21 protein-coding genes are annotated in these 20,531 nt (G+C 31.6%); 12 read left to right on the forward strand and 9 right to left on the reverse strand.

Features of this window, described 5'->3' with window-relative positions; genetic code table 11:
- Window positions 1–59: 59 nt before the first annotated feature.
- Together VRU49_RS00165 and truA are read left to right on the forward strand one after the other, a co-directional pair.
- The gene (locus VRU49_RS00165) at window positions 60–626 is read left to right on the forward strand and encodes a MarC family protein (protein WP_330144743.1); all 567 of its coding nucleotides are present in this window, start codon (window positions 60–62) and stop codon (window positions 624–626) included.
- 66 nt (window positions 627–692) lie between these two features.
- Complete coding sequence (gene truA, locus VRU49_RS00170) at window positions 693–1,487, forward strand: tRNA pseudouridine(38-40) synthase TruA (RefSeq protein ID WP_330144744.1); 795 nt, start codon at window positions 693–695, stop codon at window positions 1,485–1,487.
- Here the strand turns inward: truA and VRU49_RS00175 are convergent, their stop codons facing one another.
- A complete protein-coding gene (locus VRU49_RS00175) occupies window positions 1,488–2,642 on the reverse strand; it encodes an ABC transporter permease (RefSeq protein WP_330144745.1) in 1,155 nt (384 codons plus the stop codon).
- Between the two features lie 107 nt (window positions 2,643–2,749).
- On the opposite strand from VRU49_RS00175, the gene VRU49_RS00180 reads away from it, so the two are divergent.
- From VRU49_RS00180 to fmt, 3 genes are all read left to right on the forward strand, one after another.
- Window positions 2,750–4,018 (forward strand): exo-beta-N-acetylmuramidase NamZ family protein, encoded by a 1,269-nt coding sequence (locus VRU49_RS00180; RefSeq protein WP_330144746.1) that lies wholly within the window; start codon window positions 2,750–2,752, stop codon window positions 4,016–4,018.
- Between the two features lie 41 nt (window positions 4,019–4,059).
- Complete coding sequence (locus VRU49_RS00185; RefSeq protein ID WP_330144747.1) at window positions 4,060–4,251, forward strand: hypothetical protein; 192 nt, start codon at window positions 4,060–4,062, stop codon at window positions 4,249–4,251.
- 121 nt (window positions 4,252–4,372) lie between these two features.
- Window positions 4,373–5,284, forward strand: coding sequence for a methionyl-tRNA formyltransferase (gene fmt, locus VRU49_RS00190; RefSeq protein WP_330144748.1), 912 nt, complete (start codon window positions 4,373–4,375; stop codon window positions 5,282–5,284).
- A 4-nt stretch (window positions 5,285–5,288) separates the two neighbouring features.
- Here the strand turns inward: fmt and VRU49_RS00195 are convergent, their stop codons facing one another.
- Both VRU49_RS00195 and VRU49_RS00200 read right to left on the reverse strand, forming a co-directional pair.
- Window positions 5,289–6,128, reverse strand: coding sequence for an aminotransferase class IV (locus VRU49_RS00195; protein ID WP_330144749.1), 840 nt, complete (start codon window positions 6,126–6,128; stop codon window positions 5,289–5,291).
- Entirely contained in the window at window positions 6,128–7,174 is a 1,047-nt protein-coding gene (locus VRU49_RS00200) for an RluA family pseudouridine synthase (protein WP_330144750.1), read from the reverse strand. The genes VRU49_RS00195 and VRU49_RS00200 overlap by 1 nt, the downstream gene beginning before the upstream one ends.
- Before the next feature lie 124 nt (window positions 7,175–7,298).
- Between VRU49_RS00200 and VRU49_RS00205 the strand changes: the two genes are divergently transcribed.
- The 3 genes from VRU49_RS00205 (at window position 7,299) to lat (ending at window position 10,764) form a co-directional block, all read left to right on the forward strand.
- Window positions 7,299–8,321: a DUF6588 family protein gene (locus VRU49_RS00205; protein ID WP_330144751.1), complete on the forward strand. Its 1,023-nt coding sequence runs from the start codon at window positions 7,299–7,301 to the stop codon at window positions 8,319–8,321.
- A gap of 104 nt (window positions 8,322–8,425) precedes the next feature.
- Window positions 8,426–9,289 carry a 1-aminocyclopropane-1-carboxylate deaminase/D-cysteine desulfhydrase gene (locus tag VRU49_RS00210; RefSeq protein WP_330144752.1) on the forward strand — a complete coding sequence of 288 codons (864 nt, stop codon included), beginning with the start codon at window positions 8,426–8,428 and terminating at the stop codon, window positions 9,287–9,289.
- A 143-nt stretch (window positions 9,290–9,432) separates the two neighbouring features.
- On the forward strand, window positions 9,433–10,764 hold the full coding sequence (gene lat, locus VRU49_RS00215; protein WP_330144753.1) for an L-lysine 6-transaminase: 1,332 nt from the start codon (window positions 9,433–9,435) through the stop codon (window positions 10,762–10,764).
- A gap of 23 nt (window positions 10,765–10,787) precedes the next feature.
- Here the strand turns inward: lat and bshB1 are convergent, their stop codons facing one another.
- Genes bshB1 through VRU49_RS00230 form a run of 3 tightly spaced genes read right to left on the reverse strand, consistent with a single transcriptional unit; the run spans window position 10,788 to window position 12,641 of the window.
- A complete protein-coding gene (gene bshB1 / locus VRU49_RS00220; protein ID WP_330145864.1) occupies window positions 10,788–11,504 on the reverse strand; it encodes a bacillithiol biosynthesis deacetylase BshB1 in 717 nt (238 codons plus the stop codon).
- Between the two features lies 1 nt (window position 11,505).
- On the reverse strand, window positions 11,506–12,003 hold the full coding sequence (locus VRU49_RS00225) for a glutathione peroxidase (RefSeq protein WP_330144754.1): 498 nt from the start codon (window positions 12,001–12,003) through the stop codon (window positions 11,506–11,508).
- Window positions 12,004–12,005: 2 nt separating this feature from the next.
- Window positions 12,006–12,641, reverse strand: coding sequence for a DUF4294 domain-containing protein (locus VRU49_RS00230; protein WP_330144755.1), 636 nt, complete (start codon window positions 12,639–12,641; stop codon window positions 12,006–12,008).
- Window positions 12,642–12,752: 111 nt separating this feature from the next.
- On the opposite strand from VRU49_RS00230, the gene VRU49_RS00235 reads away from it, so the two are divergent.
- The 4 genes from VRU49_RS00235 to VRU49_RS00250 are packed head-to-tail and all read left to right on the forward strand — an operon-like array spanning window position 12,753 to window position 18,097.
- Window positions 12,753–14,960 (forward strand): RelA/SpoT family protein, encoded by a 2,208-nt coding sequence (locus tag VRU49_RS00235; RefSeq protein ID WP_330144756.1) that lies wholly within the window; start codon window positions 12,753–12,755, stop codon window positions 14,958–14,960.
- Between the two features lie 52 nt (window positions 14,961–15,012).
- On the forward strand, window positions 15,013–15,501 hold the full coding sequence (locus VRU49_RS00240) for a Fur family transcriptional regulator (protein WP_330144757.1): 489 nt from the start codon (window positions 15,013–15,015) through the stop codon (window positions 15,499–15,501).
- A 24-nt stretch (window positions 15,502–15,525) separates the two neighbouring features.
- A complete protein-coding gene (locus VRU49_RS00245) occupies window positions 15,526–16,803 on the forward strand; it encodes an adenylosuccinate synthase (protein ID WP_330144758.1) in 1,278 nt (425 codons plus the stop codon).
- A 46-nt stretch (window positions 16,804–16,849) separates the two neighbouring features.
- A complete protein-coding gene (locus VRU49_RS00250; RefSeq protein ID WP_330144759.1) occupies window positions 16,850–18,097 on the forward strand; it encodes an anthranilate synthase component I family protein in 1,248 nt (415 codons plus the stop codon).
- 4 nt (window positions 18,098–18,101) lie between these two features.
- On the opposite strand, the gene VRU49_RS00255 is transcribed toward VRU49_RS00250, so the two are convergent.
- From VRU49_RS00255 to nadC, 3 genes are all read right to left on the reverse strand, one after another.
- Entirely contained in the window at window positions 18,102–18,911 is an 810-nt protein-coding gene (locus tag VRU49_RS00255; protein WP_330144760.1) for a M48 family metallopeptidase, read from the reverse strand.
- A 61-nt stretch (window positions 18,912–18,972) separates the two neighbouring features.
- Window positions 18,973–19,620 (reverse strand): glycerol-3-phosphate 1-O-acyltransferase PlsY, encoded by a 648-nt coding sequence (gene plsY, locus VRU49_RS00260; RefSeq protein WP_330144761.1) that lies wholly within the window; start codon window positions 19,618–19,620, stop codon window positions 18,973–18,975.
- A 40-nt stretch (window positions 19,621–19,660) separates the two neighbouring features.
- Window positions 19,661–20,506: a carboxylating nicotinate-nucleotide diphosphorylase gene (gene nadC / locus VRU49_RS00265; protein WP_330144762.1), complete on the reverse strand. Its 846-nt coding sequence runs from the start codon at window positions 20,504–20,506 to the stop codon at window positions 19,661–19,663.
- Between the last annotated feature and the right edge of the window lie 25 nt (window positions 20,507–20,531).

Raw genomic sequence — 20,531 nt, forward strand, 5'->3', positions numbered from 1 at the left:
GTTTTTTTATGCCCTTTTTTTTTGGATCTTTTTAAATACCTTTGATTAAAAATTATCATATGGAACTCAATTTTAGTCAGATTCTCTCTACAACAATGATTTTATTTGCTATCATTGATATTTTAGGTGCAATTCCGATCATTGTTTCATTAAGACAAAAAGTAGGTCATATTCAATCCGAGAAAGCGAGTTTGGTTGCTACAGGTTTGATGCTACTATTTTTGATGCTAGGAGAATCTTTATTACATGTTATTGGAATTGATGTTCAATCTTTTGCCATTGCAGGTTCATTCGTGATTTTTGCCATAGCGATGGAAATGGTATTGGGATTAACCATTTTTAAAGAAGAAGAACCCGAAACTGTATCTATTGTTCCAATAGCCTTCCCCCTAATTGCAGGTGCAGGAACTATGACCACCCTACTTTCATTAAAAACCGAATACGAAACCCAAAATATTATTGTGGGTATAATTGTTAATATGATTTTTGTTTATATCGTATTAAAAAACACCAAAAGACTCGAAAAACTTTTCGGAAAAACTGGTCTAAATATTATGCGTAAAGCATTTGGAATTATTTTATTGGCTATAGCCATAAAACTTTTCAGAAATAATACAGGCTTGTAATAACTTAAAAAGTTTATTTTAATTATTGGCCCAAATTATCATCTATTTACTTCAGACTTTTAAGACGTGCGTTACTTTTTTCATATTGCCTATTTAGGTTATTCTTTTAATGGTTGGCAACGTCACCCCAAAGCAAAAAGTATTCAAGAAACAATAGAACAACAACTCGAAAAAATTTTAAAAGTCTCTGTCCCTATTAACGGGTGCGGAAGAACCGATGCCAAGGTGAATGCAAGTCAGTTTTTTTTTCATGTCGACTTAGATATGGAATGGGATTTTGACTTAAAATTTAGAATCAATAAAGCATTACCCACTAGCATAACAGTTGTAGATATTATTCCTGTTGATGACAATAAACATGCAAGATTTGATGCTGTACAACGACAATATAATTATTTAATTCATACGCAGAAAAACCCATTTCTAAATAGCTTAAGCACCTTATATGAATTAGATTTGAATTATGATAAAATGCAAAAAGCGGTTGCATTATTATCAAATTATCAAGATTATAGAGCCTTTTGTACTACACCAAATAAATATGAACATACGATTTGCAAAGTTTCAGACACCAAATTGTATGTAGATTCTTCAGGAACGAGATTAAATTTTGAAATCAAATCCAATAGATTTTTAACCAGAATGATTAGAATAATTATTGGCAAACTCCTCAAAGTAGGAACGAGTGAATTATCGATTGATAAATTTGAACAATTATTAATAAAAAAAGAAACACCTGCAGACTTAGATATTGCGCATCCTACAGGTTTATACTTAAGTAGAGTAATTTATCCTTTTTTAGATATTAAGCCCGCATATAACGCCTTGCTTTGTAAAAAAAACTGGACAGAAATTAAATAATTATTTAAATCTAATGGCTTTTAATGCTGTTATTTTACTCACCAATAGAGAAGGAATTAACAACACCAACATACAAATAATTACGGTTCCTAGATTAAGTAATACCACATCTTGCCAATGAAATTCTATAGGTACGTATTTTAGAAAATAAGAAGACTGCTGAAGGTTAAATAATTTAAATTCCAACTGCAGATAGCCTAATCCCAATCCTAACAAGTTCCCTAAAAACAGTCCGATTAAAATTAAATAAAGCGCGTTATATAGAAAAATCTTAACGATTGTATAATTAGTGGCTCCAAAAGATTTTAAAATCCCTATCATATTTACGCGTTCCAAAATCATAATTAATAAGGCCGTTATCATATTAATTACACCTACAAGAAGCATTAAAAACAATAATACTTCTGTATTAACATCTAGCATATCTAACCAAGAAAATATACTGGGGAAATAATTATCTATAGATTCCGCTTGTAAATCCCCATTTAAAACTTGATGTAATTCGCCCGTTGTAACATTTAAACTTTCAAATTTCTTAAGCTTAATTTCTACCCCACCAATTGTTTGAGCATCCCAATTATTTATCTTTCTAATTACATCAATAGACCCAATAGCAAACCCCTTATCTATTGCTTCAATTCCGATATCATAAATTCCAACAACCTTAAATTTACGGGGACGAGGAGGGTTTTGAACAAAATGCATCACAAATTCGTCGCCAACTTTAACTTTTAATCTATTAGCTGTGCTTTGAGAAAGTAATATTTCTCTAGATGAATTTTGGGAATTTAGCTTAATGATATTTCCATCAACTAAACTCTTTTGTATAAAGTCCCAATGAAAAGTAGAATCAACACCTTTAAAATTTATACCTTCTACCTCACCATTTACTGAAATAATTGCGGGTTTAGTTGCAAAATTCTGATACCATTCTACATTTGGATGGTTATTAATTAAAGCTAAAGTCTTATTATCTGGAACAAAAGGCGAACTCTCAAAAGAGTTATTCATGTTATGACTATAAACTCTAACATCACCTAAATATCCACGAACCTTTTCTTTAATCTCTGTTTTGAAGCCCTTAATTACAGCGACGGATAAAATCATAGCTGCCAAACTCAACATAATTCCAGCAATCGCTATTCTTATAATCAATTTTGAAAAACTACGATTAGATTTTCTAGAAATCCTATTAGCTATAAAATATGAGGTATTCAAAGGCAAATAATTATCTTTACGAATTCACAAACAAATATAGATAAATGAAACTATCAGGATTTAATTTTTGCCTTATTTTACTCACATCAGTGATTTTTTATGCATGTAAAACCAACCATCAAGCAAATGTTGGAACATTACAATCAGGAAATACTTCTGTAAGTAAAATTAATAGTCAGAAAAATTCAAACATTATTACTGGAGCAGATCAAACTGAAAAATACATCAACTTACTTAAAGGTAAGAGAGTTGCAGTTGTTGTAAATCAAACTTCTGTTATTGGAAATAAAACCCTTGTAGATAGTTTAATCACTAGAGGAATAAATATTGTCAAAATTTTTGGTCCAGAACATGGTTTTAGAGGAGATGCAAGTGCAGGTGTTTCAGTTGATGATGGTGTTGATACAAAAACTGGAATTAAAGCCATATCTCTTTATGGCAAACATGATAGACCTTCTAATGAAGAACTTTCTGATGTTGATATCGTAATATTTGATATTCAAGATGTTGGCGTTAGGTTTTACACCTATATGAATACCTTACAATTTGTAATGGAAGCCTGCGCTGCAAACAACAAACCTGTCCTAATTTTAGACAGACCTAATCCAAATGCATTTTATATTGATGGACCGATTTTAGATCCAAAATATAAATCTGGAATTGGAATTCAACCTATCCCAATAGTGCACGGATTAACTTTGGCAGAATATGCTCAAATGCTAAATGGCGAAGGATGGTTATTAAATAAACAAAAGTGTGAAATTATAATTGTACCTGTGGCAAATTATAATCATGATATGCCTTATACTTTACCAATTAAACCATCACCAAATTTAAATACACAACAATCTATTTTATTATACCCTTCTACCTGTTTATTCGAAGGAATATATTTAAATCATGGTAGAGGTACTCAGTTTCCTTTTACCATTATTGGAAGTCCAGCTTTAAAAGGAAAATATAATTTTTCTTATACTCCAAAAAGTATTAAAGGAATGGCAGAAACTCCACTTTTTCAAGATCAAGAATGTTTTGGATTAGATTTGAGGAATTATGACACAAACATAATCAGAAAAACAAAACAAATTAATTTACAATGGGTAATAGAATTATATAACGCTTATCCAAAAAAGGAAGATTTCTTCAATTATAAGTTAAGCAAAGAAGTTGGTAATTTTGATTACAGAACTGGTGATGCAAGAGTAAGAGAAATGATTATTGCTGGTAAAAGTGAAAAAGAAATAAGAGCAACTTGGGAGCCGGGATTAACAAAATATAAAGAAATAAGAAAAAAATACTTATTGTATCCATAAAACCAAGAGGCATTATTATTTGTTTCTCTTTAAATTAAATTATGAAGCGTACAAATAATTTTAGTCCAGAAAATTTTAATCAACCCAGTAGGGAATTTGATAAAGTGGTTAAAAAACCACAAGACAAGATTTATAAAAAAAAGGATGCTAACTCAAGTTATAGTAATCCTAGCAAAATAAAGGAAAATCAGGAACAACCTGTCGACCCAATTAAAAATCCACCTAAACAATAATTTAGGTGGTTTTTTTTTGCTGCTCAAATTATTAAGGTTAAATTTTAAGTATTTAAATAGTTAAGAATCGGTATTTTTACGGCTTCAATAATTATTTGTTATCTAAAATCTAATTTTTTATATGAGAATAGTCTTCATGGGTACACCGGGATTTGCAGTTCCTTCATTAGCAGCATTAATTAATGCAGGATTTAACGTGGTGGGTGTAGTTACTGCCCCAGATAGACCAGCAGGAAGAGGACAACAAATACAAGAAAGTGAAGTGAAAAAATATGCACTTTCAAAAAACTTGCCCATACTTCAACCAGAAAAACTAAAAAATCCAGATTTTATAAACGAATTAAAAAGTTTAAAAGCAGACTTACAAGTGGTAGTTGCTTTTAGAATGCTTCCAGAAATAATTTGGAATATGCCCGTAAAAGGCACCATCAACTTACACGCATCACTGCTTCCACAATATAGAGGTGCAGCCCCAATAAATCATGTAATTATAAATGGTGAAAAAGAAACTGGAGTAACCACTTTCTTTTTACAACATGAAATTGATACAGGCGATATAATTCAATCTGCCAGTCTATCTATTTCTGATGATGAGAATGCAGGACAACTTCACGATAGATTAATGGAATTAGGTGCAGAAGTATTAGTAAATACAGTTAAATTAATAGAAAACAATAACTACAATTCTATTCCACAAAGAGAAGATGAAATCATTAAGTTCGCTCCTAAATTAACCAAGGAATTTTGTAGAATTAATTGGAATAAACCTACAGTTGAAGTTTATAATCACATTAGAGGCCTTTCTCCTTATCCTACAGCTTTTACAACCATCAAGGATAAAAATTTGAAAGTATTTTCATCTAAAATGCTACTTGTAAACAACAACGTTGCACCTGGAACTTTTGAATCTGACGGAAAAACTTTCTTGAAATTTAAAACAGCAGATGGCTATTTAGAACTTATTGATGTACAGCTAGAAGGAAAGAAAAGAATGGATATAGAATCTTTATTAAGAGGATTTAAAATAAATTAAGCTATTACAATTGATTAAGCTTTGCACTTAATAATTTGGAATATTCATTAAAATATCTCTTTCTTCCATATCCCATAACCCATCTAATTCCGAGTGCTGCATTGGTTAAGAAAACCTCTTCTGCTTCAAGTAAAATTTGAGGATTTATCTGCGCTTCAATTATATCGATATTGTTTTCTTTAGCCAATTTAAGCACAACACTTCTCATCACTCCGCCCACACATCCTTCACTTAATGGCGGTGTGTAAATTTGATTTTTATAAACAACAAAAATATTTGAACTGGCGCTTTCACAAATAAAACCAGCATCATTTAAAAGAATCACATCATCAAGCTTTCGTTCCTTTTTAAAAATGCTGGCCATAACAAATAGCAAAGCATTTGTTGTCTTAAACTGTGAGAGCTTATTAATAGATTTGGTTAATTCTGAATAAACATCAATGATTAATCCCTTTGTATTTAGCTCATAAGTTGGAGTGGATGGCATTACCTCTAAGATGTATTCATACCTATTGGTATCTGGAGTATATAATCCCCCATTTGACCTAAAAACAGTTAACCTAAATCTGCTGTTTCCATTCAACTTATTTTTTTTTGATAATTCAGTGGTTTTTTGTTTCAGAAAATAACTGTCTAACAACTGATATTTTTCAAATTTCAAAAATTTAGCTGCCGCCTGAATTCTATCAGCATGTAAGTCAGAAAACATTAATTCATGATTCTGCATTTTCATACTTTCAAAAATTCCATCACCGAATTTCAACCCTCTATTAGAAGAAAGTAAAATTGGTTGAGTTACTGAAATCAGATTATCGTTATAGGTTAAGTAATTTATCGAACTCATTAGGCTTGTTGAACATAATTTTTCCACTTATTTAACACCGACTCAAAATCCTCAGGCAACTCAGCATTAAACTCTATATACTTTCCTGTTGTAGGATGTTCAAATCCCAATGTTTTTGCATGAAGTGCTTGTCGAGGCATTATTTCAAAACAATTTTGAACAAACTGCTTGTATTTATTAAATGTAGTGCCTTTTAAAATTTTATCCCCACCATAATTCGCATCATTAAAAAGTGGATGTCCAATATGTTTCATATGGGCTCTTATTTGATGCGTTCTTCCTGTTTCTAACACACATTCTATCAATGTTAGGTAGCCCAAACGTTCTATAACGGTATAGTGAGTAACCGACCATTTCCCCTTCTCTGGATCATCGTAAACATCCATTATTATTCTATTTTTGGCGCTTCTACCGATATAACCCGTCACGGTTCCAGATTCTTGTAGGTCTCCCCAAACTAGGGCTAGATATTTACGATTAATGGTATGATCAAAAAATTGCTTTGCTAATTTAGTCATGGTTATTTCGTTCTTACTTATAACCAGTAACCCAGAAGTATCCTTATCAATTCTATGCACTAAACCAGGTCTGCCGCTATTTCCGGGCAACTCTGGCAAAGAATCATTTTTATTATTCTTTTGCATATGATAAGTTAAGGCATTAACTAAAGTACCCGTATAATTATTATATCCGGGGTGAACAACCATTCCTGCAACTTTGTTTACGATTAACAAATCATTGTCTTCATAAACAATATCAAGCGGGATATTTTCTGGATAAACCTCTGTATCTCTTGGAGGATGAGCAAAAACTATTGAAATTTCATCTAAAGGTTTTACCTTATAACTAGATTTCACCGTATTAGAATTTACCCTAACATTTCCTGCTTCAATTGCATTTTGGATTCTGTTTCTTGAAGCATTTTCTATTCTATGCAATAAAAATTTATCGATACGCAACAGCGATTGACCCTTATCTACAACAATATTAAAATGTTCGTATAAATCCTGCTCATCGTTATCAAATTCATTTTGCACATTAATCATTCTGCAAAAATACGCTTTCCTGATCAATAGTTAAGAATGGCAGTATGTTTAATAGATCAGATTTTTAAAAAAAATTAAAATTTATTGAAAAAGATTTAACTTAGTGTCAAAAAACCAAAACAACATGAGATTAAAATCATTTAAAGCAATTGCACTTATTTTATTTGCAGTTTTTGCTTTAACATTAAAGTCTGTAGCACAACAAGATGTTGAAGCATTATTTAAAGCTAATCCACAAGATGCAACTAAGTTAATTGGTGCATATTTAAATCCATTAATGAAAGGAATTGGAACTGGATTAAATAGCGGTTGGTATCATACTGCTAAATCTAAAGGTACTTTTAAGTTTGAAGTAAGAATTTCTGCTGCGGGAGCATTAGTTCCAACATCTGACCAAACCTACGATGTAAACAAATTAGGCTTAACAAACATCAGACCTGTAAATAGCTCGGTGAGCATTGGCCCTACTGCATTTGGTGAAGATAAATTAGGTGCAGAAGTTGAAGTTCATGCAAATAACATAAGCCTAACAAAATTTAGACTTCCGCAAGGATTAGGATTTAATATCGTACCTACTCCACAAATTCAATTAACATTTGGTTTACCAAAAAATATTGATGTGATGGCGAGATATGTACCTTCTATAAAAATTAATGATGAAGGTAAAGTTGGCATGTTTGGATTAGGTGCTAAGGTAGAATTATTGCCATTATTGATGAGTAATACGGCGGAAAAAGTTACTCCATTTGACGTTTCATTTGGATTTGGCTATTCGCATGTTAATTTTGATTTAGCATTAGATGTAAACAATGGAAAATATAAAGATCAAAAAATCGAATCTAAATTTTCTGGTTTTAACATGGATGCAACTATATCTAAAAAATTAGCTGTATTTACCCCATTTGCGAGTCTTGGATATCAAACTTCAACCTCAAAATTAAATGCGTTAGGTACATATGAATTTGATAATGGCATTGCAAAACCAGTTTATACAAATCCAATTTCAATAAATGATGATAATTTTAATGGAATGAGAGCCACAGTTGGCTTTCAGTTAAAATTAGCATTTTTTAAATTATATAGCTCATATACCGCATTTAAATACAATACTGTAAATGCTGGTATATCATTTGGCGTTGGTCAATAATTTTTAATTTTCTGACCTAAAAAAGGGAGTTTGAAATGTTCAAACTCCCTTTTTTTATACCTTTATAAGAATTAATAAATATCGCTGATTGCCGCTAAATAACTATGCAAATTCCAAGTCCAATTGAAGAATTTCAATTTAACAACCATAAATTTAAAGTTAAAAGAGACGACCTAATTGATCCGTTTATATCGGGCAATAAATGGAGAAAATTAAATTATCAATTGGCAGAAGCTACAAGGTTAAAAAAGAATCATATAGTAACATTTGGCGGAGCATTTTCTAATCATTTATTAGCTACCGCAGCAGCAGGTGCAAAATTTAAATTCAAAACAACTGCCATAGTGAGAGGTGAAAAAGTTGATAACGAAATACTTTTTTTCTGTGCTTTATTTGGGATGAATTTAATCTTTGTAGATAGAACTACCTATAAAGACAAGGAAAATCTATTTGAAAAATTATTTTCTGAAGACCCGAGCGCTTATTTCATTGATGAAGGTGGAGCTGGTGCATTGGGACAGCAGGGTTGTGAAGATATAATTCATGAAATAAACCTTCCTATTTCAAATGTATTTTGTGCAGCAGGAACAGGCACCACAGCTATTGGAATATTAAAGACTTTGCAAAGTAAATACCCAGAAAGCATTTTACATATAATTCCTGTTTTAAAGAATTTAAAGCTAGAAACCCAAATTTTAAATTCAATTCCGGATGCAAAAAACTACATAATTCACGAAGACTACCACTTTGGAGGATACGCAAAAACAACCCCTCAATTATTAAATTTCATAAAAAAATTTACGTCTACAACTGGGTTAATCATCGATCCCATTTATACTGGCAAAATGTTCTTTGCTATGTTCAATTTAATTGAAGAACAAAAAGTAAAATATGATGAAAATTTTGTCGCAATTCATACAGGCGGTGCTTTAGGAAGCTTAGGTATGAGGAATAAATTTGATTTTTAAACTCAGATTTATCATCAAAAACATACTTTAGATTTATTAAACGCATAAAATGCCGTTTATGTAAAAATATTGCTTTTTTCATTGAAAAACACCCATTTATAAGGTGATTTTAGTAAATTTGAAATACTATAACCCGTTATAATATGTATAAATTAAGTGTAGAACCTAAAGAAGTAACTAATGAATTAAGTAAGCATATTCTTGCTGATGGATATGATATTACTTATGATATGGAAAAAAGTAAAGGAGCATATATTTATGACTCTAAATACAATAGAAAACTTTTAGACTTCTTTACTTGTTTTGCTTCCGTTCCTCTAGGCTATAACCATCCTAAGATGGTAAATGACCAAGCTTTTAAAGACAATTTATTACTTGCTGCCTTATCTAATCCTTCTAATTCTGATGTTTACACTCAACAATACGCAGAATTTGTTAAAACTTTTGGTGAAGTAGGGATTCCAGATTATTTGCCACATGCTTTTTTTGTTGCCGGTGGTGCATTAGCGGTTGAAAATGCTTTAAAAGTTGCGATGGACTGGAAAGTTCAAAAAAACTTTGAAAAAGGATACTCTGAAGAAAAAGGATATAAAATTTTACACTTCGAAAAGAGTTTTCATGGAAGATCTGGTTATACTTTAAGTTTAACAAACACATTACCAGATAAAACTAAATGGTTTGCAAAATTCGACTGGCCAAGAATTCCTGTACCTACAGTAAAATTCCCATTAGAAGGAGAAAATTTAGCTACTGCTCAAAAAACTGAAGATATTTCTATTGAATTAATCAAAAAAGCTTTTGAAGACAATAAAGATGATATTTGTGCCATTTTAATTGAACCAATTCAATCTGAAGGTGGTGATAACCATTTGAGAGAAGAATTTTTAATTCAATTAAGAGAAATTGCAGATGCCAACGACGCCATGCTTATTTATGATGAAGTACAAACTGGAGTTGGATTAACTGGTAAATTTTGGTGTCATCAACACTTTAGCGAAGCTGCTCGTCCAGACATTATTGCATTCGGTAAAAAAATGCAAGTATGTGGAATTTTAGTAGGAAATAAAGTAGATGAAATTCCAGGAAACGTATTTAAAGTGCCTAGCCGTATAAATTCTACTTGGGGTGGTAATTTAGTAGATATGGTGAGATCTACTCAGATTTTAAAAATCATTAAAGAAGATAATTTATGTGAAAGAGCTGCAGAAACTGGAGCTTATTTACAAGAACAACTTCATAAACTTGCTACAAAACATGCTTTAATTAGCAATGTTAGAGGAAAAGGACTTTTATGCGCATTTGATTTACCTAGTAAAGCACAAAGAGATACTTTTATAAATAAAGGCCTTGAAATGAATGTAATGTTCTTAGGTTGTGGTAACCAAACCATCAGATTCCGTCCATCGTTATGTATTGAAAAACAACATATTGATGAAGGAATCGAAAAAATGGATAAAATACTAGTTACATTGTAGTTTATTTAAAATTCCTTGTTCAATTATCTTAAATTGAACAAGGAATTTACTCCTAATAATTTTCTACTCGTAAAACCTTCTCCAAAGGTTGCTCCAATAGACTTTCCAAACTCTCTACTTCTACCAATAATAGTTTCAAAAAATTCTGGACTAGAAATATAAGTTTCTGGCGCATCAAATTCAGGATCATAAAATTGAGTTTTAAATGCTTTAATTGTTTCAATTTTTGTATCCATAAAATCAGTAATATCTATAATAATATCAGGTTGAATATATCTGTCCTGAATATATTGTAAATTTAAATTTGGCCTCCAAGCATCTTGAGTTTCACCATTATCTTTGGTCTCAATTTTTATTAATCCGCTTAAAAATGCAGCATCATTCACCAAATCTCCAGCTCTACCATGATCTGGATGCCTGTCGTGCAATGCATTACTCAATATAATTTCTGGTCTATACCGTCTAATCATTCTTATTACTTCGAGTTGGTGCTGTTCGTCGTTTTTAAAAAACCCATCTCTAAATTTTAGATTTTCACGAACCGACAAGCCTAAAATTTTACTTGATTCTAAAGCTTCAGCATCTCTAGTTTCGGCAGTACCTCTTGTACCTAATTCACCTCTTGTAAAATCAACAATCCCTACCTTTTTACCTTCAGCTATATGTTTTAAAATTGTTCCAGAACAACCCAATTCAGCATCATCAGGATGAACCGCAAAAACTAAAATATCTAGCTTCATATTATATATTTTCATTTAATAATTTTTGTATTTTCTTTCTCACTTTACTAGATCCAGGCTTTGTAAATGGATAAAAATAATCAACCACCTCGCCTTTTTTATTGATTAAATATTTATGGAAATTCCATCTTGGTAATGCACTAATATTTCCATTTAATTTTTTATCTGCTAAGAACTTAAATAAGGGATGAGCCTGAGCGCCTCTTACCATAATTTTTTCAAAAACTGGGAATTGAACACCATAATTAACTTCACAAAATGTTCCAATTTCATTATTACTTAATGGTTCCTGTTTCCCAAAATCGTTAGAAGGAAAACCCAACACCTCAAATCCTTCGCCCATGGTATCCTTTAAAGCTTGTAATTCTTTAAGCTGAGGTGTAAATCCACATCCACTCGCTGTATTAACTATTATAAGTACTTTTCCATTAAATTCCGAAAGATTAACTTCCTTCCCATTTCCTTTACGTACTTTAAACTGATAGACTGTTTTATTCATGTTTAATAATTTTGAACACCATTGGTATAATATGGTGAATTCAATAAAATAGACTCTATATCTCTTTCTTCTTGGGCATTATATGAGGCTTTTAAATTATGTCCAACTACTCTTGCTATAGATTGATATACAAAAGCAGACACCCCACCTCTTGTTTCTCTTACAATTTGATAAGTAGATTTACCAACTTCCCTATCAATTAATTTGGTTAAAATTTTACCTTGAGTAATACTCAAATCTTTTATTTCCCTATTAAATAAATCCTTAATTTCTTTATCACATTGTTTTACCAACTGTCTACGTTCCTTATTTGAGGAAATTGATGCCAATTCATACTCCAATTGTGCATACCTACGCTTTGCATATAGCGCATAAGGCATCACCTTTAAAACATTATATTTTAACCTATTAAAAGCAACTCTTTCGGCATCTGAATTCCATTTTCTAACACCAATATACGTCACTTGTGGGATACCGATATAAGGAATCATCATACCATCATCAACGTAACCTGCAACCCTTATCGTATCGTTTGAGCTTAATTTTGGAAAAATAACCGATTGCTTATCGCTCTGCCCAAATAGGGAAAACGGAGAAATCATGACAATTAACAGAAAAATACAATTGAAAAATTTCATAAATTTAAGCTTCTGTAAATGTAAAGCTAATTTATTTATTTATTAGTTTTAAACAAAACCCGAAAAGCTTACTTTTATTACATAAAATAAATATATTGCCAAAAAAGGCCGATGAAAAACACTCTAGTCATAGATTTAGAAGAAGAAAAGAAAGAAATACTAAAACGGTATAGAGCTTTACTTCGTGCATGTAAACCTACATTACAGCGTGGAGATAAGAAAGAAATTCGCAAAGCATTCGAAATGGCGCTAGAAAGTCATAAAGACATGCGCAGAAAATCTGGAGAGCCATATATTTATCACCCGATTGCTGTGGCCCAAATTGCTGCAGAAGAAATTGGATTAGGAACCACTTCTATTGTATGCGCTTTACTTCATGATGTGGTAGAAGACACAGAAATCACATTAGAAGATATTGAAAGAGAATTTGGAAAAAAAACTGCCAGAATAATTGATGGTTTAACCAAAATTTCTGGGGTTTTTGATTATAACAGTTCACTACAAGCAGAAAATTTCAGAAAAATGTTATTAACCTTAGCAGATGATGTTAGGGTAATACTTATAAAATTGGCGGATCGACTTCATAATATGCGTACTATGGATTTTATGCCGCAGCATAAACAATTAAAAATCGCATCTGAAACTATCTATTTATATGCTCCACTAGCACATAGATTGGGGTTATATGCAATGAAATCTGAGCTCGAAGATTTATCTATGAAATATTTAGAGCCAGACACATATAAGTTTATTGCCAACAACTTAAATGAGAAAAAAGCAGAGCGAAATTTGTTCATTAAGAAATTTATTGAACCTATTAAAGCTAGACTTGAAGAAGAAGGATTGAAAGTTGAAATTTACGGTAGACCGAAATCTATACATTCGATTTGGAATAAAATGAAGAAGAAAAATATTCCTTTCGATGAAGTGTACGATTTATTTGCGATTAGAATTGTATTAGATAGTTCTCCAGATCAAGAAAAGGCAGATTGTTGGAAAGCTTATTCGGTTGTCACAGATTTATACCGCCCTAATCCAGACCGATTAAGAGACTGGGTTTCATCACCAAAAGGAAATGGATACGAAAGTTTACATACAACCGTAATGGGCAGTAAGGGACAATGGGTAGAAGTTCAAATCCGAACACAGAGGATGAATGAAATCGCAGAAAAAGGATTTGCTGCACACTGGAAATATAAAGAATCTAGTCAGGATAATGGTTTAGACCAATGGATACAGAACGTGAGAGAAATGTTGAGCAATCCTGAGTCTAATGCATTAGATTTCATTGATGATTTTAAAATGAATTTATTTTCTGATGAGATCTTTATTTTCACACCAAAAGGTTCATTAATTCAATTGCCTCTCGGTGCTACCGCATTAGATTTTGCTTTTGATATTCATACCGACATCGGCGTTAGCTGTATTGGCGCAAAAGTAAACCATAAGCTTGTACCCCTCTCCTACAAACTTCAAAATGGAGATCAAGTAGAAATTATCACATCCAGCAAACAAACTCCAAAGGAAGATTGGTTAAATATTGTAGTAACTGCAAAAGCAAAGTCAAAAATCAAATCTTCCCTAAAAGAAGAGAAAAGAAAAATTGCTGAAGGAGGTAAAGAATTATTAGAGCGAAAACTTAAATCTTTAAAAATCACTTATAATACAGACAATTTAAACAAGATATCTTACTTCTTTAAACTGCCATCAACACAAGAATTATTTATTGCAGTGGCTCAGGGCAAGATAGAATTAAAACACTTAAAAGAATATCTATCTAGTGAGAAAGAAATAGAATCTCGTACTTCAGAACAAATTGAGGAAAACCAAATTGAGAATCTATTAAATAAAGTAAAAGGACCAGAATCTGATATTTTATTAATTGGCGAAGATTTACAAAAGATAGACTACAAATTAGCCAATTGTTGTAATCCAATACCAGGTGATGATGTTTTTGGCTTTATAACGGTTAGTGAAGGTATAAAAATTCATAGAACCAATTGTCCGAATGCCGCACAACTTATGGCAAATTATGGCTATAGAATAGTTAAAGCTAAATGGAATAGGCAAAAAGAATTAACCTTCTTAACCGGATTACATATTGTAGGAATTGATGATGTAGGTTTGATTAATAATCTAACCAAGGTAATATCAAACGATTTTAAAGTAAATATGCGTTCTATAACCGTTGACACCAATGATGGAATATTTGATGGGTCTATTATGGTATTTGTAAACGACAAGGATCATTTAGACAACCTTATTTCAAATTTAATGCAGGTAAAAGGTGTTACTTCTGTTACAAGATTCGACGCATAAAACAAACGGTTTTTTGTTAAAAAAATAATAACTTTGGGAGTAGTAAAAAATCATGCAGGAAATTAAAAATAATGAGTTGGTAAGAAAAATTTTTGAAGCTTACCTTGAGAATAAAAACCTTCGAAAAACACCTGAGCGTTTCGCTATACTCGAAGAAATTTATTCGAGAAATGACCATTTCGATGTTGAAACATTATATATTCACATGAAAAATCAAAAGTATCGTGTGAGTAGAGCTACTGTTTACAATACTTTAGAACTTCTTGTAAGTTGCGATTTAGTAACCAAACACCAGTTTGGTAAAAATATGGCGCAATTTGAAAAATCTTATGGTTATCATCAACACGATCATGTTATTTGTATTGAATGCGGAAAAGTGGTAGAATTCTGTGATCCAAGAATTCATCAAATACAAAGTATGGTTGGCGATTTATTAAAATTCGACATTAGGCACCACTCTTTAAATTTATATGGTTTTTGCGCCGACTGCACCATTTCAAATAAAGTTAAATCAGCACAAGCTGAACATGTAATAAATTAATCTTCACGTACTATAATAAAAAAAATGACTAAAGTTGATGTATTGCTGGGCCTCCAATGGGGAGACGAGGGCAAAGGAAAGATTGTTGATGTTTTAAGCCCGCAATATGACCTAATAGCAAGGTTTCAAGGTGGCCCGAATGCTGGCCATACATTAGAATTTGATGGATTAAAATTCGTTTTAAATACAATTCCTTCAGGAATTTTTAACGATAAAATCATGAATCTAATTGGAAACGGAGTAGTTATAGATCCAATTATTTTAAAAAGAGAATTAGATAATCTTAAAGCTGCTGGTCATGATCCAGTTGCCAAAGGAAAATTAGTTATCGCTCGTAAAGCTCATTTAATTTTACCTACTCATCAATTACTTGATGCTGCCAATGAACAGAAAATGGGTAAAGATAAAATTGGCTCAACATTAAAAGGTATTGGTCCAACTTATATGGATAAAACCGGAAGAAATGGTTTGCGCGTAGGTGATACTACTGCTCCCGATTTTAAAGAAAAATACAATAAATTGGTTCAAAAACATACAGAAATATTATCGCACTATGATTTTGAATATAATTTAGAAGAAAAAGAAGCTGCCTTTTTTGAAGCGATAGAGTTCATCAAAACTATTCCTCATGTAGATAGCGAACACTTTGTAAATTCATATTTAAATGAAGGAAAAACTGTTTTAGCAGAAGGTGCACAAGGTACTTTATTAGATGTAGATTTTGGTTCTTATCCTTTTGTAACCTCATCAAATACCACAACCGCTGGAGCTTGTACAGGTTTAGGAATTGCCCCAAATAAAATTGGAAATGTTTTCGGAATATTTAAAGCTTACTGTACTAGAGTTGGTGGCGGCCCGTTTCCAACCGAATTAAATGACGAAACTGGAGAAACCTTAAGAAGCGTAGGTCACGAATTTGGAGCTACAACTGGAAGACCTAGAAGATGTGGCTGGATAGATTTACCTGCACTTAAATACGCCATTATGCTTAACGGTGTAACAGAATTAATTATGATGAAAGCTGATGTTTTAGACGCTTTTAAAGAAATCTACGCATGTACATCTTATATTCATAAAGGTGAAGAAATAGATTATATGCCTTATGACATTATTTCTGAACCTGCTGTTCCTCAACTTAAAAAGATTAATGGCTGGAATATAGATTTAACAAAAATTACTGATAAAGATCAGTTACCAACAGAACTTAACGACTATGTTAAATATTTAGAAACTGAACTTCAAGTTCCTATAAAATATTTATCTGTTGGACCTGATAGAAACCAAACTATTCAATTAGGATAATTAGAATCGATTAAATAGATATTTAAACAATATATTTTAATCTAAAGTGAATTCAGATTTTAAAATAAAAGCCCTTAATTGGGCTAATCAATTTGAAGTATTTTGCTTTTTAGATAGCCATAAATATATTGATAAGTATGGTCGATATGATTGGATTTTAGCTATTGGTGAAGACAAATCAATACAAGCTGATCATAATTTTTTTAAAGAATTAGAAGAATTTCAACTAAAAAACCCAGCATTTATGTTTGGGTTTTTTAGTTACGATTTAAAAAATCAAATTGAGGATCTTCATTCTGAAAATCCCGACCATTTACAATTCCCATTAGGTTATTTTTTTATCCCTAAATATTTAATTGCCAGTAAAAACAATCAAATTGAAATTATTTTAAATCCTGAGACTTCATTCAACCTGTTCAGTGAAATAAATAATTTCAAACCCTCAGTAGAAAACACCCATCAAAATATAAGTATTAAACCAAAAATCACTAAAGAAGCCTATTTAAATAAAGTTCAATCATTAAAAGAACATATTGCAAAAGGTGATATTTATGAAGTAACCTTTTGCCAAGAATTTTACGCAACTGACGTTTCAATAAATCCAATTAATACTTATTTAGATTTAACCCATATTTCTCCTGTTCCATTTGGATCTCTATTTAAATATCATTCAAAATATATTCTATCTGCCTCTCCTGAGCGATTTATACAAAAAAATGATTCTATCGTAATTTCTCAGCCCATAAAAGGAACTACTTCAAGATCGAATGACCATGAAAAAGATAATTTGTTAAAAATCAAGTTAAAAAACGATCCTAAGGAAATAGCCGAAAACATTATGATTGTAGATTTAGTTAGGAATGATTTAACTAAAATTGCTAAAAAAGGAAGTGTTGGTGTTGCGGAATTATGCGAAATATACAGTTTCCCTAAGGTACATCAGATGATATCTACAATAACTTGTGAAGTAGATAAGGCAACGTCCTCTGTTTCTATTATTAAAAAATGTTTTCCTATGGGCTCTATGACCGGTGCGCCAAAAATAAGAGCCATGGAGTTAATAGAAAAATACGAAGCATCTAGAAGGGGTGTGTTTTCAGGTAGTATTGGATACTTTGAGCCGAATGGCAATTTCGATTTCAATGTATTAATTAGATCATTATTCTACAATAATGAGAATAAATACCTTTCATTTCAGGTTGGCGGAGCGATTACTCATCACTCAGAACCCGAATTAGAATATGCAGAATGTTTACTAAAAGCTAGCAACATTCTACATATTTTAAACGCCTAAAAAATTATTTAGGCTTATAATAAGCTTTTGCTTCTGGCAAGTATTTATTTATCTGTGCAATACGTGTTGCATCACTTGGGTGGGTACTTAAAAATTCCATTGGTTTTTGACTACCTTCAGATGCTTTAGCCATTCTTTCCCAAAAATCTATAGCTAATTCTGGATTATAACCAGCCATTGCCATAAACACCAATCCCATTCTATCTGCTTCCAACTCTTGCGACCTCGACCAACTTAACATAGCCAAAGGACCTCCAACACCATAAATACCGTTAAAAATGGCCTGTCCTTTTTGATTATTAGATAACGCTACATTTCCTACTACATTTACAATTTCTGAACCTAATTGTTGCGACATTCTCTCTGCAGAGTGACCTGCTATTGCATGACCAATTTCATGACCCAATACAGCTGCCAAACCAGCATCAGTTTGAGTAACAGGTAACAACCCTGTATAAACAACTATCTTACCACCTGGCATACACCAAGCGTTTACGCTTTTATCTTCAACAACATTAATTTCCCATTGAAAATCCTTAATTAACTCTGCATGGCCATTTGCATTCATATAAGTTCTAACTGACTCTATTAACTTATTGCCTACGGTTTTTACCCTTAAAGTTTGAGCATTACTGGCGGAAAGCACATTTTTCTTATTTTCAGTTAAAAACTGATTATAAGCTTGTAAAGCCATTGGCATAACTGCATCGTTATTTACCAAATTCAACCTGCTTCTTCCTGTTAATGGAACGGTAGAGCATGAATTAAATAATAATCCAGCCGAAATAACCCATAAAAACACTAACTTCTTCATATATCAAATAAATAATATTTTAATCAACACTAATTTATCAAAATCAATAACAAAGGATCGATTATTTAGTTTTCTTTCTAAATAAATAAACCTTAGATTCTTTTCCTTTTAATAATCTTTCTAAATTTTTCTGGTGCGTTACTAATATCAAAATACATACAACCATTCCATACAAAACCTCTGATTTAATAGAAGATTGAAGGACAAAAACTATTGAAAGCGGAAATGTAAAACCAGCACAGATAGAGCTTAAAGAAACATATTTGGTGGTTAATAAGACAATAATAAAGACGGCTACACAAAACATAGCTGCTGTAAAATTAACAGCTAATATCATCCCAAAAAGAGTAGCTACTCCTTTCCCCCCTCTAAATCCAGCAAAGATTGGGAAAAGATGACCCATTACTGCTGTAACTCCTAATGCCAATTCATAATTAACGAACTGAGTAGAATTTTGTGGTCCAGTAACAGATAAACCTATAAAATAAGCCAAATTAGTTGCAGTATATCCTTTAAATATATCAACAACCATAACGGCAATACCTGCCTTTTTACCTAATACTCTAAATGTATTTGTTGCACCTGCATTTCCACTTCCGTATTCACGAACATCGATTCCATAAAAAGCTTGCCCTAACCAAACAGCAGTTGGAATAGATCCAAATAAATATGCGGCAATTAAAGCAAAGATTGAATAAATAGATACCATTACGTATTATGCAAAGTACTAAACTTTTTAATAAACTTCATTAAATAGCCTTTAAACTTAAATCTAAACTTTTAATGGAATGCGTTAATGCGCCCATTGAAATATAATTTACACCAGTTTTAGCATACTCAAGAATATTTGATTCTGTAATACCTCCTGAAGCTTCTGTTTTAAATCGATTATTTATAAGCTTTACTGCAGTAGTTAACACTTCTGGACTAAAATTATCTAGCATAATACGCTGAATATTACCCACCTCTAATGCCTCATTTAATTCCTGCATATTTCTAACTTCAATCTCTATTTCTAAGTTTTTATGGTTTTCTTTTAAATATAGATTCGCAGCATTAATTGCTTGTTTAATACCACCCGCATAATCAACATGATTATCCTTAATTAAAATCATATCATATAATCCCATTCTATGATTTACGCCCCCACCTATTCTAACGGCCCACTTTTCTAACATTCTTAACCCTGGAGTTGTTTTTCTAGTATCTAAAAGTTTTACTCCAAATGGTTTTACCAACTTAACTAATCTATTGGTTAATGTAGCAATACCACTCATGCGTTGCATACAATTAAGTACTAATCTTTCTGCAAGCAATATACTATGTGTACTACCACTTACAATAAAGACAACATCATTTACCTTCACCTCATCTCCGTCGTTAAAAAAAGTAGAAATTTGAAGTTTAGAATCTATTTGATTGAAAATTTCTAAAGCCAATTCTACACCAGCTAAAATTCCAGCTTCCTTAACTAAAAGTTTGGCTTTGCCTTGGGTTTCTAAAGGAATAGTTGATAAAGCGGTATGATCTCCATCGCCAACATCTTCGGCAATAGCATTTTTTATAAAATCTTTCAGATTTAAATCAGATGACATAATCAAAATTTAAAAAGCAAAAATA

Source organism: Pedobacter flavus, from assembly GCF_036324285.1.
Classification (GTDB): Bacteria; Bacteroidota; Bacteroidia; order Sphingobacteriales; family Sphingobacteriaceae; genus Pedobacter; species Pedobacter flavus.